The 15946-nt window shown below is 45.7% G+C and carries 14 protein-coding genes; 5 read left to right on the forward strand and 9 right to left on the reverse strand.

What is annotated here, in order from left to right; genetic code table 11:
- Nucleotides 1–145: 145 nt before the first annotated feature.
- The 6 genes from FJQ58_RS31010 to FJQ58_RS31035 all read right to left on the reverse strand — a co-directional run bounded on the left by FJQ58_RS31010 (nt 146) and on the right by FJQ58_RS31035 (nt 7444).
- Complete coding sequence (locus FJQ58_RS31010; RefSeq protein WP_139999568.1) at nt 146–1270, reverse strand: response regulator; 1125 nt, start codon at nt 1268–1270, stop codon at nt 146–148.
- On the reverse strand, nt 1248–4307 hold the full coding sequence (locus FJQ58_RS31015; RefSeq protein ID WP_139999570.1) for a histidine kinase: 3060 nt from the start codon (nt 4305–4307) through the stop codon (nt 1248–1250). Before FJQ58_RS31015 ends, FJQ58_RS31010 begins: the two co-directional genes overlap by 23 nt.
- Nucleotides 4308–4377: 70 nt before the next feature.
- Nucleotides 4378–4656: a DUF2277 domain-containing protein gene (locus FJQ58_RS31020; RefSeq protein ID WP_139999572.1), complete on the reverse strand. Its 279-nt coding sequence runs from the start codon at nt 4654–4656 to the stop codon at nt 4378–4380.
- 136 nt (nt 4657–4792) lie between these two features.
- Nucleotides 4793–5224, reverse strand: coding sequence for a hypothetical protein (locus tag FJQ58_RS31025; protein WP_139999574.1), 432 nt, complete (start codon nt 5222–5224; stop codon nt 4793–4795).
- A 137-nt stretch (nt 5225–5361) separates the two neighbouring features.
- Nucleotides 5362–6735, reverse strand: coding sequence for a sensor histidine kinase (locus FJQ58_RS31030; protein ID WP_139999576.1), 1374 nt, complete (start codon nt 6733–6735; stop codon nt 5362–5364).
- A complete protein-coding gene (locus FJQ58_RS31035; protein ID WP_139999578.1) occupies nt 6713–7444 on the reverse strand; it encodes a response regulator transcription factor in 732 nt (243 codons plus the stop codon). The genes FJQ58_RS31030 and FJQ58_RS31035 overlap by 23 nt, the downstream gene beginning before the upstream one ends.
- A gap of 158 nt (nt 7445–7602) precedes the next feature.
- Between FJQ58_RS31035 and FJQ58_RS31040 the strand changes: the two genes are divergently transcribed.
- The 5 genes from FJQ58_RS31040 (at nt 7603) to FJQ58_RS31060 (ending at nt 12583) form a co-directional block, all read left to right on the forward strand.
- A complete protein-coding gene (locus FJQ58_RS31040; RefSeq protein ID WP_139999580.1) occupies nt 7603–8298 on the forward strand; it encodes a hypothetical protein in 696 nt (231 codons plus the stop codon).
- Between the two features lie 178 nt (nt 8299–8476).
- On the forward strand, nt 8477–9979 hold the full coding sequence (locus FJQ58_RS31045) for a spore germination protein (RefSeq protein WP_139999582.1): 1503 nt from the start codon (nt 8477–8479) through the stop codon (nt 9977–9979).
- Nucleotides 9976–11196: a Ger(x)C family spore germination protein gene (locus FJQ58_RS31050; RefSeq protein ID WP_139999584.1), complete on the forward strand. Its 1221-nt coding sequence runs from the start codon at nt 9976–9978 to the stop codon at nt 11194–11196. Before FJQ58_RS31045 ends, FJQ58_RS31050 begins: the two co-directional genes overlap by 4 nt.
- Before the next feature lie 12 nt (nt 11197–11208).
- On the forward strand, nt 11209–11442 hold the full coding sequence (locus FJQ58_RS31055) for a hypothetical protein (RefSeq protein WP_139999586.1): 234 nt from the start codon (nt 11209–11211) through the stop codon (nt 11440–11442).
- A 13-nt stretch (nt 11443–11455) separates the two neighbouring features.
- Nucleotides 11456–12583 (forward strand): GerAB/ArcD/ProY family transporter, encoded by a 1128-nt coding sequence (locus FJQ58_RS31060; protein ID WP_162341885.1) that lies wholly within the window; start codon nt 11456–11458, stop codon nt 12581–12583.
- Between the two features lie 28 nt (nt 12584–12611).
- On the opposite strand, the gene FJQ58_RS31065 is transcribed toward FJQ58_RS31060, so the two are convergent.
- From FJQ58_RS31065 to FJQ58_RS31075, 3 genes are all read right to left on the reverse strand, one after another.
- Complete coding sequence (locus FJQ58_RS31065; RefSeq protein ID WP_139999591.1) at nt 12612–13316, reverse strand: DUF7002 family protein; 705 nt, start codon at nt 13314–13316, stop codon at nt 12612–12614.
- Between the two features lie 99 nt (nt 13317–13415).
- On the reverse strand, nt 13416–14558 hold the full coding sequence (locus FJQ58_RS31070) for an MFS transporter (RefSeq protein WP_139999593.1): 1143 nt from the start codon (nt 14556–14558) through the stop codon (nt 13416–13418).
- A 238-nt stretch (nt 14559–14796) separates the two neighbouring features.
- The gene (locus tag FJQ58_RS31075; protein ID WP_140000252.1) at nt 14797–15714 is read right to left on the reverse strand and encodes an NAD(P)/FAD-dependent oxidoreductase; all 918 of its coding nucleotides are present in this window, start codon (nt 15712–15714) and stop codon (nt 14797–14799) included.
- Nucleotides 15715–15946 lie beyond the last annotated feature (232 nt).

Consider the following 15946-nt stretch of genomic DNA (forward strand, 5'->3'; position numbering starts at 1 on the left):
ATTTGGTTTCCAAACGATTATATAATAGAGGTTTGAAACATTTTTGAAACCAAACAAAATGAATCAATTAACGTCTCCTATTGGGACAAAAAAACGCCCCCAGCAGCTAAGGAGAAAAAACTGCTGGGGGCGTCAATTAGAATTTCTATTCAAGTCTTTTCCACTCTTCATACCACTGTCTGACCTGTGAACTCGGTTCACAATCCATATTTTTGAAAAGCATCGACTGCAATAACTCAAATTGCCTTTCCACCGAGAAGCGGTCCGAAAGCTGGGCATAGATTCGCATCAGCTCAAAGTAGCTATTCTCATGGGTTGGCAAAATCGATTGAAGCCTAATGTAATGGACAATAGCTTCTTTCAGTTTAAAGCTAGACAAATAGTATTCCCCAAGCTTCACGCTGTGCTCGAGCCATAAACGCTGCAGTCGCTCTCTTTCCCACTCCGACCAAATATAACCATATTCCTCGAGATAACCGCCTATGTAAGTCTCAAATAACATTTTGTGCTGGTTTACGTTGAATTCTGTAATCACGCCTTCTGCTTTGAGACCTACCTCCCAAAGCTCTACCTCCAAATCAACCTCGCCAATTTCAAGGCGGTAACCTTCATCCACGTTAATGATTTGAATGTCGATTCCTTCATCGCGGATCATTTTACGAATTTGATAGGCTGCCGTATATAATTGGGTCATTGCTTTTTTGTGCTCAATGTCCGGCCATAACTCCTCAAGCAGCAATTCCTTGCGGACCGCCTTGCCTCTTTGCTGGAACAGAAACAAAAATAACTCCTGTGCTTTGAACGTTTTCCATTTCAATGAATAGGGCTTATGACCTCCCCGTTCAAATTTCAGCGTGCCGAAACACAACATTCTCGTTTTGTGAGCAGGCATGGAAATTAGCGCATGTTCATGCTTAGCTTTCAACAGCCGCTCCACCGTTTTGGCTATTCGTTCCCTACGAATCGGTTTTAACACATAATCCATCGCATTTAGCTCGAAAGCTTCAATCGCATATTCCTCATAGACCGTTACAAAAACAATTAACATGTCAGGGAATTCCTGTATAATCAACTCGGCTAACGCTGTCCCTCTCATGCCTGGCATTTCAATATCCAGAAAAACAGCATCTGGACGCTCTAGGCATATTTGCTCCCAAGCCAAAAAGGGATCACGATACTTCCCGATAATCTCAAGCACATCGATTCGTTCGAGCTCATCTGACATATGATGAAGAGCCAGAGGCTCGTCATCGACTATAATGGTCCTCATGTATCTTCATCCTCTCTAATGGCAAACGAATGTGAACCTCTGTGCCCTCCCCTGGATTGCTCAAGATAGTCAGCCCCGATCCGAACCACTGCTTCAGCCGCAAATCCGTATTGGCTATGCCGATCCCACCGGATTCAGGTTTGGCAAGAACGTTCTCCAACACTGCGGCAGACATCCCAACCCCATTATCTTTAATTAAGATACAAATATGATTCTCCTCGCGGTGGATTCTGACAAGGAGGTGTCCGCCTTGCGTTCGGGCCATAATCCCATGCCTTACCGCATTTTCTACCAACGGTTGAAGCGTGAGCGGTGGAAGCTTAAAGCCTCGTTCCGATACATCGAGCTCATAGGTCAGCCAGTCATCATAGCGGACCTTCTCAATGTGCAAATAAGATTCAATCAGCTTAAGCTCCCTTTCAATGGGAACTAATGGCTCCAAACTATCGAATCGAAAGCTCTCACGCAAATACTGTCCCAGTTCAGCTAACAACGCCATCATTTGTCCAGTGTCTCTCTTGCTTAGTGCAGCTATCGAGTTTAATGTATTAAAGAGAAAATGGGGTTTAATTTGGGCTTGCAGAAAAGCCATTTCCATTCGAATTCTCTTTTGCACGGCTTGTTTAAGCTGAAGCAACGTTTGAACACGGACTCGCAGCTCCGATGCTTCGACCGGCTTTTCAATAAAATCATTAACGCCTGAATGATGAGAAAGCAGCCCATAATTTAAATACCCTGTCGAGGTCATCAACAAAATGGGCAACTCGAGCGCCGAATATAACGTACGGATATGACGACTCAATTCTAAACCTGACTCATCAGGAAGCAATTGGTCGATAATGACCAAATCTACTTCTGGGAGTGCACTCATCCGTTGGCGGGCTTCCTTACTGCTTGCTGCAAAATAGGTCTGGTAATGATCCAGCATGAGTACGGATCCCATCACGCCACAGTTTAATTGGTCATTGTCTACGATTAGAATCGTTGCTTTTTCTGTATGCTTGGTTTCATCCAAGATCATCTTCGCGTCGTGGTTGGCTTGTTCAGCGAAGCTCTCGACTTGTCGTTCGCTAGCTTGGCGCATTGCAAACGGGAAAGAAAGGCTTAGTTCCAGATGGTTATCCGCTGCTCCATTCAGATTCACTTTTGCACCCTGCTGCGTTAATAAGGCGCGTATAAGCACCGATCCTGGATGGGAGCGATCAGTCGTTGACTCCCTGCCTGTGGGCTCAAGCCAAATTTCCAGATAGGACTCCACTTGCTCTCTTGAAAGCCCACGAGTGATGATCTCCATCTCAATCACAAGCAAGTGGTCTTGTTCCTTGCCTCGAAATATAATTTCACCTTGAGATGTTAAAGCGGCAAGCTCTCTGAACATTCCTACCATAATTTGCGAGAATCGTTGGGAATCAGCCCAAATCGGCGGTAGCTGCGCCGAAATACGATTCGTTATTTTCCAATCCACTGCAATAGCAGGCGAATACAGATCGATGACTATATCAAGCGCAATTTTCGCATTAATCTGCCGTAGTCTTAGCGGAAGCTGCTCTTCATTTAATCTCGCAAAATCCATCATGTCCTGTACTAGCATCTCGGTTGACCATCCGACAGATGCCATTTGCTGCAAATCCTTTTCCTGGTCGGCAGTTAGTTGGTCGTTGGCGTTCAATCTGGCATAGATCAAGTTCATAATGGTTTGCAAGGGCCCTTTGATTTGAGTCGATAGATTGACGATAAAATTATTTTTCAAAACATCCATCCGCTTCAAATCATCCCTAAGCGCCTTCATTTTATGAAAGGACCTAAAAAATTGCACAAACAACAAACAAGAAATAGCAATGAGAAAAGCGATAATTTGGACAAAATACCAAACGGTAAGCTTCATAAAACCCATTTGAAGGAGAGCGCTTAGAAAGGCAATCGCTGAAAACAAACAAATTGCCCAAAATTCATAAATAAACTCTGCTTTGCCACTCTTTGTGCCCCTGATCAAAATACTAATAATATACAAGTATATTCCAATAGCTATTACGGAGGCGATTGGCAAAAAGCCGGTGAAAAGAGCAGGCGTCGATACGAGCGTAAGCCCGACCGCGCTAATAACAGAACCAGGCAGCACTCTTTTCGCCCAAATCTGTACGTGTTCCTCAAACCGGGTACGGACGAATAGGAACAAGCAATATAAAATGCACAGTGCGCTAGTCCATTGCAACTTAACGATAGAGCTGTAAGACATCGTTGGCCATACGATTAGTAACCAGCGAGAGCCTTGATTCGCTGTAGAGATGGCCGTGAATCCAAACAAAAAAACGAGATAAATCCAACCATTTCGACGCATTTGAAATTGCACCAAAGAAAAATAAAAGGCCAGTAAGAGAAAAACAACGATCATGCCAAACTCAAATGCTGCCTGATTGGTTTGTTCCCGAATGATAAGCTTCTGCGGTCCCATGCTAATCGGAAATACAATCCCGCCGCTGCCGGACATGTCATAGTTGGCTACCTGCACAACGATGTCAATCGCATGGCTATCTATCTCTTTAAATGCCACATACGGCTCGACTCCGGCAGCGTAATCGGATGCGCTGCTGCCAACTTCCCCGCTGCCACCAAGCTGTTCTCCATTGATGATCAAACGATGCGAGGTTCGAATTAGCGGTACGCGGAAACCGTAAGCCCCCGCTTCCTTGCCCAAAACAATTTGCAGCCGATATGTACCATATCCCTTGGCATCGCTCCGCTTCTTACCGGTTAAGCCGCTCTTCCAATTGCCTGGCACCGATACGGATGAATACCTTGGGGCACTTGCAAAATCCTCAGTTGATTCCAAAAATTGCTCAGGGTAAAATAGCCATTCTCCATCCAAATCCAATACGGACTCTCCGTCCTTGTTCCAATCGCGCAAATCTAACATACCCGACTCTGCCTTTGGAGAATGGCCCTGATTAAGCATCTTTGCGTTTAGAAAACAAACGACTAGCAAAATAAAAATAATGATTAAACTTCCGTATTTACTCAGCTGATTATTTACATTCATTTCTGGGGCTTGCCTCAATCCTATGCTTTATTCCTATCTGTGTTAGCCTCTGTCAGCCACATAGAAGCTATTATTCTTCTTTACTGCCGAATCTGAGCGCATTCCTGGCGCGTGCACGCTCCGACTCTACTTCGCGATTACGTGACTCAGCAGCTGTTACCAATTCGTTTAGCATTTTGCTTGCCGCCGCTGCCACTTCCTCTACGGCTTGATGAAATGCTGCTTCATTGGCTTGCGAAGGCTTATTGAAGCCTGAAATCTTTCTGACGAATTGCAGGGAAGCCGCCATAATCTCATCTTCGGTCGCAGGCGGTTCAAAATTAAATAATGGTTTTATATTCCGGCACATGGTGTTCTCCTTTGGCAAAGTTATATCATCCATAGTACAACACTGTTAAACCTACATGCCAGTAAATTCAACGTTTTAAGGGGTGGTACATAGAAAAAGCTGCCGATCTCAAGGATCGGCAGCTTTCATCAATATTCTAATAATTGCCTAGTGATACTCCTGAGGTGATTGCATAAGTTGAGTTCAGTACTACTTTGTAAACCCCTGCAGGCTGGTTATAAGCAAGATGATAATAACCGCCCGTCGTCTGGCCTGGGTTTATATTCACATGGTTGCTTCCTACATACACATCGCCAGCAGCCGTCACCCGATATAAATCAAAATACATGGACGTGTAATTCGTGGAACTTGTGTTAGTGAACGCACCGCCAACTCTTATGTTTCCGGCCTCAAGATTTGCAGTAAATGAATTGGTGAAGGCAAGCGCATTCACATTCTGCGTTAAAAAAGAGGACTGAGCATTATTGCTGACTGCCGACTCTCCGCTAGCTGCTGCGTTAGCTGTCACTGCCGGGACCAACAGCAAAAGCAAGGCTAAACCAAAAAGCTTCTTTCTGATCCTCATCATTCACACATCCTCCTCCCTTGGGTCATATGCCAAGCAAAATCAGGTTATCACCCCTTTTCCCTTCATTCAATATCAATTTCCATTTATAGTAATATCGCACATCATTCCCTTAGGAATGCTACTGCCGCCAGCGTAGGCTAGGCAGCTGCCTGAACGCTCATGGGAAATAGCAGTGTAAAATCAGCGCCGCCCTCGGGGCAATTTCGGGCTGATATCATTCCTCCAGAGCGCTCTACAATTGCTCTAGATATGGCAAGCCCAAGACCCGTTTCCCCATCCTTGCCCTTCACAAATCGGTGAAACAGATGAGGCAGCAGCTCCTCGGCTATGCCAAGCCCATCATCCTTGATCGATATTTCAATGCCCTGCAAGCTCATCCCCGCTTGAATTAAAATGTTGCTGCTAGCATGCCTAGCCGCATTCGACACTACATTCAACAGCGCTTGCAGCAGCTTGTCTTGGTCGCCGTAAATCATTAGCTTTCCTCTTTCTTCCAACGTAATGGCGGTGGTAAGCTCAACTTTATTTTTCACCAACACGGGATTGATTCGCTCAACCGTCTCAGCTATCAATTCAGGCAGGTTAATCTGGGCCGGTGTGAAATGCTCCTCTTCTCCATCCAGCTTGGCAAGCAGAGTCATCTCCGTCACAATATTTTTCAATCGGCTGCTCTCGCTCATAATGATATCCAGTCCTTTACCCACTTGCTCTCCTTCAAAAATACCATCGCGGATTCCTTCTGCGTAACCCGATATCGACATCAATGGCGTTTTCAATTCATGCGAAGCATTTTGGATAAATTGCCTTTGTATCAAATTGAATCTATTCAGCTCACCTGCAAGCTCATAAACGGACTTCGCAACATCACCGATCTCTCCATCGGCTTTAATGAGCTTCACCTCCGAGAAGCGTCGACCCTTGACCTTTTTTAGCTCGATTTGGAGCTTCATCAAAGGCTTAATAAGTTTTCTCGTAATGATGAGGCTAAGCAGAAAGGCAAGTACACCGCCACCGCATAAAACGATCAGTAGCCTTACGAGCAGCGACTGCTCGATCAGCTTTATTTTGCTAATCGGGGTTAGGAGCGTCAATGTTCCGCCTTGCGGAATCGCGCTTGCTGCTGTAATAAACTGTGATCCCGTCGTATTTATTGCAGTGGCTTGTAGGCCAGGCTGCGTAATGGGTCTAGTTTGCATATCGATCTGCACAGGCTCAAGCGTACTATACAAAACGTTCTGGCTGGCATCAGTTAAAATGGCATCGACACCGACAAGCGACTGCTTCGCCACAGTCGCCATCGCAACCCCAATCACGCTGCTGGACGGCACGGCTTTGAATTCGCCCACCTCCTGCAAATTAACTGAAATGGACTCACTGAGCTGAATCATGTCATTTTTCTGAACCTCTATAAAATGATCGAGCAGCACATAATGAAAAATAACGGCCGTGAGCGTCAGCACCAGAATAAGCAGAAACGCAAACGCCAAATTAATTTGATAAAGAAGCTTCATTTCGCATCTCCCCCCCGTTCATCCGAAGCCGGTAACCATGTCCCCATACTGCTTCCACGGGAAGCTCCTCGATTTTCTTGCGCAGCCGCTTCACTAAATGATCCACTGCCCGGTCGCTTCCAAAATAATCGTCCCCCCAGATGATGGTCAGCAGCTCATCCCGGGCAAAAGCGCGATTAGGCCGCTCAGCAAGCGTCAGGAGCAGTGCGAATTCCTTGGATGTCACATCCACTTCTTGCCCAGACCAGAAAACCCGCCTTTCATCTATTGCAAGCTGCAGTTGGCCTGCTTCAAGCTGGAGAACCGCGGAAGCTTGCTTCCCTTCCTCTATCGTCCTTAGCTTATACCACCGTTGAAGCTGCCGTTTGACCCGGGCTACCAATTCTCTTGGGCTGAAGGGCTTAACCATATAATCATCGCTGCCTAACTCCAGCCCTAATATTTTGTCCACCTCATTATCCCGCGCCGAGATCATCATAATCGGGACATCCCCGTCGCGGCGAATCCGCCTGCAAAACTCATAACCGTCCATCCCGGGAAGCATGATATCCAGAATCCACAGATCAGGCGGTTCTGTACCGAGCTGCTCCAACCCCTCCTCTGCACTTGCCAGCGCTACCGTACGGAATTGCTCTTTCTTCAAATAAGCCTCAACAAGCTCTCGTATATGTTGATCATCATCGATGATAGCGATCAAATAATGGTTCATGGCACATCCTCCTATTCTGAATCTCTATTATTATAGCAAGCTAGAGGGCCGATAGGGGCTGTGCCATTGTTTTTCCACAATTCTTCACATGGACTGCCATATTTGAACGGTACACTAGGTCCTGTAAGACAAACCCAAACCTTGAAGGAGTGTTAACCATGAATTACAAAATGATTTTCAAAAATGTCGCATTGTCCACTTTGCTGCTGTCAGCCGTTGCCGGCCCTACTGTTTTTGCAGACTCGTCCCAGTCCCATGCTAAGCTGGAGCGTGTCGCTGCTCTCTCTTCCACTCAATTGAGCGATCCAATTAAGCTAGAAGCGGTTACCTCAACCGCCGCTTTTCAAATGCTTGATCCGGTCAAGCTGGCAGAAACCTATGCGAAAGATACGTTGAAGGAATGGCAGGCTACGATTGCTGAGTACGACAACCTAATTGCAAAGCGCTTTGAATCGTTTAGCATCGGTGAAGTTACTGAAGCAACTGTGGCAGTACCTAGCCTGTCTTTGGAAAAACAAAGCTTGCCTGGCAAAGCCCAAATTACGCTTCAAGCGGTACCTATATCGGAAAAGGAGCTTGCATCCATTAAGGAATTGTCCGTAGCTGGTGTCTCTGCCACATTAACAAGCGTACCTTTGCAAGAGAACGGAACCTTTGCCGTTGCTAGCATTGCAGCGACTGATTCCGCTATTGAACTTAAGGCCTCGCCCTTCTTTGAAGGTATGATGGCGCTCGAGAAAGCAGTCGAATCCAAAGATGAAACTGCCATTAGAGAAGCGCTTTCCAAGCAGCTAGAGCTGTACAAGCTGGAAATAAGCAATTTATCGCAAGACGTGGATAACAGCAAGGAATAATGAACACCTCAAAGTGATAATGGCAGTCCGCAGCAGATGCGGGCTGCCTTTTTTTATCCAACGCGATTGCACATGCTAAGAAGAATATTATCTCCTCTTCCTCAAATGTATTTATTTGGATCAAGGGGGAACCCTATCTTATCCTTACCCTACAACCAATGAGATCCGAGGTGCAGCAATGTACATACCCACACCTACAAATCATGATCATCTGTTGCACGAAAATTTGGAATTAAATCTAAAACAGCTGCATGAGGAACTCGGCTACAGCCCTGACTTGATCTCGCGTCACTTTCAAGCTGCTTTAGCCAATGGGCGCATTGTGCAAGGAGCAACCGTCTATATGGACGGCTTATCAAGCTCAAGCATGATGCTCCAATTTTTATTTGCCGGAAATCATGAGAACGATCCTTCAACCACATCCGCGGAGCTGCTGGACTATTATCAGGAACGCGTCATACCCGAAGGCTCCGTACATAAGCTTGCCTCGTTTGACGAACTGTACGATATGCTGCTTACAGGCAATAGCATCCTGCTGCTGGATGGCTGCAACTACGCACTTGCAGTAGGAACGAAGGAATTGAAAGCACGATCGGTAGAAGAGCCGAATGTTCAATCGGTAGTACGAGGACCGCGTGAAGGGTTTACGGAAGTATTAGGCTGGAACACGGCTATGATTCGCAGAAAAATCAACAGTCGTCATCTCTGGTTCGAGACACTTAAATTAGGGAGCGTTACCCAAACCAAGGTTGCGATTATTTATATTGATAATCTTGTCTCGGAAAGTGTTCTCGAGCTGGTCAGGGAAAGGCTGCGGAAAATCAATATCGATGGAATACTGGAGAGCAATTATATAGAAGAGCAAATTCAGGACAAAATCTACACGCCCTTCCCAACGATCTTCAACTCAGAGAGGCCGGATGTTGTCGCAGCTGGTTTATTAGAAGGAAGAGTGGCCATTATGGTCGACGGGACGCCTTTTGCTTTATTGGTTCCGGCATTGTTTACGCAGTTTTTCCAATCCAGCGAAGATTATTACGAAAGGGCGGATTTTAGTACGCTAATCCGCTTGCTTCGTTTCTTTTCGTTTATTTTGGCGACGATTACCCCTTCTTTTTATATAGCGATTACGACATTCCATCAAGAAATGCTGCCGACGACCTTGCTTTACAATTTGGCAGCCCAACGGGAAGGGGTCCCCTTCCCTGCCTTTGTAGAAGCGTTAATCATGGAGATAACCTTCGAAATTTTGCGTGAAGCGAGCGTACGCATGCCTAAAACGATAGGACAATCCATATCTATCGTCGGAACACTCGTTGTCGGACAGGCGGCGGTGGAAGCTGGTCTCGTAAGTGCCGCCATGGTCATAGTTGTTTCGATTACGGCCATTTCCAATTTTGTTCTGCCTGCATTCAATTTAGGCATCGCGGCTCGAATCATCCGTTTCCTATTAATGATACTGGCAGCATCCTTCGGCTTATATGGTGTGTTTATCGGCGTCATTGCGATTATATTCCATCTGTGCAGCCTTACGTCGTTTGGCGTATCTTATATGGCTCCGCTTGCGCCATTCAATCTTACCGATCAGAAGGATACGCTATTTCGCGTTCCCTTCCCCTCGATGATAACACGTCCAAAAAGCCTTAATCCCAAACGGTTAGTGAGGCAAAAAAAACCATGATGCGAATCATAGCCATCATCAGGCCAACGTTAGTCGCTCTTGTCCTGCTGTTCGCAGCATTATACCTATCCGCTTGCTGGAGCAGGCATGAGCTGAACGAGCTGAGCATCGTCGTAGGCTTGGGCATTGACAAGAAAGGCGACCGATACAATGTAACCGCACAAATCGTCAATCCAAGTCAGGTTAGCAGCAAACAGGGAACCAGCAGCAACTTCAGCCCCGTCATCTCCTATGAAGCCTCCGGGATCACGATTCCCGAAGCGTTGAGCAGAATGACCGCGAAGGTGGCTAGGCAGCTGTATTTCTCCCATTTGCGCATCTTAATTGTTGGAGAGGAGGTTGCACGCAGCGGAATCAGCAAGCCCTTAGATTTTATTGCTAGAAACCGCCAAATGCGTACGGACTTCTATCTGGTTGTCGCCAAAGGAACGTCGGCAGGAAAAATATTAAACATGTACAGCCCGATGGACCCTATTCCAGCTAACAACTTGTTCACCAAGCTCGAAACCTCAGATAAACTATGGGCGGCAACGGGAAAAATTACACTAGACAAATTAATTCAGGATTTATCCCGTCAAGGAAAAGGCCCTGCCCTAACTGCTCTGGAAATTGTGGGAAATCCTACAAAAGGCGACAGTATCTCAAGCGCTCATATTATTGACCCGGTTGTCATCCTAAAGTATGCGGGCATGGTCGCCTTTAAGTATGACAAAATGGCTGGCTGGTTAAATGAGAATGATACCAAAGTACTCAATTACATTCAAAATAGCATTGTACAATCAACCGGAACCCTCTCGTGTCCCAACAGCGAGGGAACTGTGAGCCTTCAGGTCGTTCATTCCCATGCAAAGATTCACGTCAACACAAAAGGAGAACAGCCGGAATTTGAGCTCACTTTGAAAACAGAGCAGGACGTTACGGACATCAGCTGTGAATTAGACATCAGCAAACCTGAAACCCTTGTTTTGCTAAACCACCTGGCAAACAAGAAATTGGAGAGCATGCTAGAGAATACACTGCATAAATTTCAAACCCAGGTGAAAACCGATATTTTTGGATTTGGCGACGAGCTTCACCGTTCCGACCCCAAAAAGTGGCATAGCATTAAGGATTGGGATCAGACATTCGAAAAGGTGAAAATTAACGTACACTCTATCTGTACGATCAAAAGAATCGGCACAACGGTTCAATCCATAAGCACCGAAACTAAAAAGTAGGAGGATGCTGCCATGTGGCTGTGGGTGGGAATCATTGGGGCTTGGGGCTGGGTATGTACAGTTGATGTGCCTCCTCTGGTTCGTCAACGCAAGGTAAAGGAGCTTATGCTGATTTCAGTCATCATGATTGTAATGACCGCTGGAAGCATGACTTACATTTATATGAGCAGGCCGCCTAACCCATTGGTGTGGCTTGGAATATGGATTTCACCCTATGCACGGGCACTCTATTCGCTCATGTCCTGAAAGGAATAATGCTATGGTAAATAAAGACACGCTTACCGTTCGTACATTTTCTATTTTAGTTATTTTTTTCACGATTGGAACGTCTATCCTCATTACACCGGCCGGACTTGCTCTAGAAGCTAAACAAGACGGCTGGCTGGCCGCCATATTAGGCGTGGGGTTAAATGGTCTAACGGTCCTCATTTGCATCCAGCTTGGCAAGCGGCATAATGATAAAACGCTTATTGAAATGTGTCATGCCGCTTTCGGCAAATGGGCAGGAAATGTCCTAGGGATTTGTTTTGTCTTGTTCTTCTACTTGCTCGCTGCGCTTATGGTCGGAGATCTCGGTTATTTTTTGACGACGCAAAATTTACCCGAAACGCCCATTGAAGTGCTGCAAATCATGTTTGTTGTCATTATTGTTTTTGCCGTTCGGGCAGGGCTTGTCGTTTATTCTAGAGCCGCACAAGTTTTCTTTCCGATTTTAATTTGCTTTTTTTGCTTGCTCATCCTCCCCATTTTACCGAAAATAAGCATCAATAATTTTGAGCCGATGCTGGAATATGGCTTTATGCCCGTCGTCAAGGCCGGTTTCTCCTTTTCCGGTTTGCAAGAAATGATCGTTCTGCTGATGCTGTATCCTTACGTTAAGAAACCAGCCTCGAGTAACGGAGGTTTTATGGGAGGCATGCTGGTTGGTGGAATTGTCTTAATCGTTACTTCAATGGGATGCATTGGCGTCATGGGGGCCAGCGTCACATCCAATCAATTGTTTCCCGCCTACGTATTAGCCAAAAATATTAGTATTGGTCATTTTCTTGAGCGAATTGAAGGCTTAATGATTTTCATATGGATTATGTCCATTGTCATGAAAATTGTCATAACACTGGATGCATCCGTTATCGGATTGGGCCAGCTGTTGAAATTAAAGGACACAAAACCATTTATTATTCCACTAGGTTTTGGCATAGTGGTTCTTGCATTGCTTTGTTACCCAAATACAATATTCATCCAAGATTTCCTGTCCAAGAACTGGGCGCCGTTCGCTTCAATTTTCACACTGTTCTTGCCCATGCTGCTTCTTGTCGTGCTCCTTCTCCAGAAGAAGAAAGCAGATGATCATCCTGTCACTGCTTCTATAGACAAACAAAATGTCTAAAAAGCCCTATGCCAAACGGCACAGGGCTTTATGGTTTTGTTGGACGGTTCATTTCCTTCAAATGATCCAGAGAAGCTGCATAGTCCCTCCATCTTAGCGGAACTTCTTGCTCATCGGCAATGTAGATGGCCCTTAAATAACGAGTGATAAAGCTTACCCTGTCTTCAATCAACACTTCGCGAATGTCGGATACTCGCTCCGGAACAAGACTGTTCGACACTTTCTTGAACTGGACCAAGGGCAAAAACATCGCTGGACTTTTCTTATAGCTGCAAAGATGCGGAAATCGCGGCGAACTACCCGAATCATACTTGGACAATTTGACCGATGCTTGGCATGCCGCCATAAGCGAATAAGCATCGAATGCCAGAACGGCAAAAGATTCATTCGGCTCCCTGCGCCTATAGGTATCCAGCATTTTTCGGCAATCCTTCAGGGTAGGCCAGAGAAAGACATGCCGGTCCAGGCAAGCACGAAACGCTTGTTGCGTGGTCGACTCATCTATCATCTCGTCGGGGATTTTTAAATGGGCGTTAAGGATTACGCCGTAATCAGCATAATTCACCTTCATGACCTTTTGCCGACGTTCCGCCGTAGGCTGTCCCTGCAAATGCTGGCTTGAGAATAACGAATCAAAGTAAGCCATTGCCGGCAAGTTGCTAGCTCTTGTAAAATGATATAACATTTTTCTGGTGTTTGATTTCGTTATGTGTGCTGCAGCCGTATCGTCCACCTAACTTCTCCTCTTTCTCATGCCCTCACTACAGGCTAGCGAATGGATTTATTCAGCTACAGTCATGCCCATCTGGCTTGCTAGTCATACCGAAAAGCATTACTTCTGTCTGCCATAGCGCCAATACAGAATGAATCCGAACAGCATGCCTAGAAATGACAATGCCGAAATCGATAGATAAAGGGTTTGTGCCCCATAAGACTCATAAATAAACCCGCCTGCATAAGAAGCAATGATGCCCGATACGCCAAAAAACAGCAGTGCCAATACGGTTTGGCCCGTAGCCCTCCATTCAACGGGAACGATGCGATATAAATATTGAATGGCTGCTGAATAAAATATAGGAAATGTGAGCAATTGCATGATTTGCAAATAAGCCAGCATATGCGGATCGGTAATCCATGCGGACAGAAAAAAACGCAAGAAAAAAAATACGGAAGCAATCGAAATCAGCATGAGCTCCTTGCCCTTGCGCATCCACCAGAAGCTTAAAGCGAATACCAGAATCTCACTGCCTGCCGCTAAAAAGAAAGCCTGGCCAACGAGCTCTGGACTACCGCCCAGCTCACGGATATAAATGCCAAGGTAAGTATCGTTCATGCGGGCAGGAACCGAGCATACAAATACGAGCAGCAAAAACAGCAGCGTTTCTTTGTTGCTCATAAACAGCTTAAGGCTGTTTAAAGTAACTGGTTTGCCCGTTACCGGAACATCGGTCATCTTCCAGCATATGAGAAAGCTGATCAGTCCAATGCAAACAAAGAGCAAAGCCAAGCTATGCGCTCCGAAGTAAGACATAACATAACCCGTGAGCAAGGAAGTTACCGCATAACCCAAAGCTCCGTAAGTGCGGATGGAACCGTAACTGACGCCGGCCGCTTCGGATACTGAGAAATTCAAGCTTTCGGTCAACGGATCAATGGGCATAAGAAAAAAGTATAACAGCATCGCAAACAGAATCAGCAAAAAGAAGCTGCTGGAGCTGTAGAGAAAATAACCAACAACGCTTGAAATAAGAACAAGCAGAAGAAGGATTTTGCGGATTGTCTTCTTCTTATCGCTAATCATTCCCCACAAGGGCTGGGTGATGATGGTCACGAATCCTCCGGTTCCAATAATGAATCCGATTTGTGCAGGCTGTAAGCCTTGATCATCTAGGTAGACCGGAAGAAAAGTAATGAACATGGAAAGCAAAGCAAAATACATAAAGTTGAAGCCTCGGAGCAGTCTTAAAGCATTCATAAACGTTTGGACACCTCTAGTGGTTTTCTGGAATGGTTTGCGGACTTTCCTTGATTATCATGTAGCTCAATTTTTCCTCCTTATCAATCATTAGCCGCTATTTCTCAAGTATAACAGATATGGATGGATTTCATTCCTTATTCGAAGGCTCATGTGTTCGCAGCAAAAAAAAGGCGCTGCAACACTCGAGAAAAAGTGTTGTCAGCAGCCTTGTTGTTGATTAATATGGCGACTGCACCTATGAATGGCTGCTCCATGCTTCTGAAAGCAGCTCGAAATTGAGACCAGCGGCAGCAATCGAACCCATTGATGCAGCGGCGATCGCCTGGTACATCTCCGCTGCGGCATCCCCGGCGCTATAAATGCCAGCCACGTTCGTTTTCCCAAAATGATCAACGGTAACCGTCCCTGATTCCGTGACCTCGCAGCCAATGGCTTGTGGCAGGTTTGATCCGGCAGCTAGCTTTGGCGCGAAGAAAATACCGTTGCACGGAACGATTGTCCCATCCTGCAATGCAATGTGCTGAACCTGACCATTTGTGGATTCAATTCGTGCAATCGGTGAATCAAATACCGGAACTTGATGCTGCTTCAGCTCATCACGCTGTTCATCCGTTAAATCGTCAGGACCATCCGTGCAAATCGAATACTGGCTTGTCCATCCAGATATCATTTTAGCTAAGTGCATCGCCCGGGCACCTTTGACAATTAACACGAGCGGCTGATCCCTTAATTCCCAGCCGTCGCAATACGGACAAACAAACGCGCTTTTGCCATACACTTCAGTCAAGCCATTGATATCTAAAGGAAGATCCTTCATTCCTACTGCAAACAGCAGCTTTTTGAACCGGTAGCCTTTCGCTTGTGAAGTCGTAATTTGAAAATCGCCATCGGTACCAGAAACCGAAACGGCTGCTTCTTCAACGAATTGAACCGAAGGATATGAATTAATCTGTTCCTTAGCGATACGCCGAAATTCGCTAGGCGTAACTCCATCTCTCGTTAAAAAACCATGAGTCTCCCGCGTAACGCGGTTACGCGGTTGCCCTTCGTCGATAACGACCACACTTTTTCTTGCTCTGCCCAGCACTAGTGCAGCACTCAACCCGGCTGGTCCCCCGCCGATAATCCCTACATCAATTAGTTTTTCCACAATTAACACCTTCCCATATCTTTAATATCTTCAAATAAAACAAAAAAATAATAAGAGATAATTGGTATCCTTAATATCTACTATAAATGAAAACACATCTTTTATCAAGCTAGTTTTATCTGACTACTTCACATTAATATTTCCCCTTTCTCATGTGCTGCGACAATTTTATGCTTCATCATCAAAAAAAACCTTCAGCGCCACAAAATAAATGGCATTGAAGGTTCTTCAATCT

The sequence above is a fragment of the Paenibacillus paridis genome (assembly GCF_006345825.1).
GTDB classification, from domain to species: domain Bacteria; phylum Bacillota; class Bacilli; order Paenibacillales; family Paenibacillaceae; genus Pristimantibacillus; species Pristimantibacillus paridis.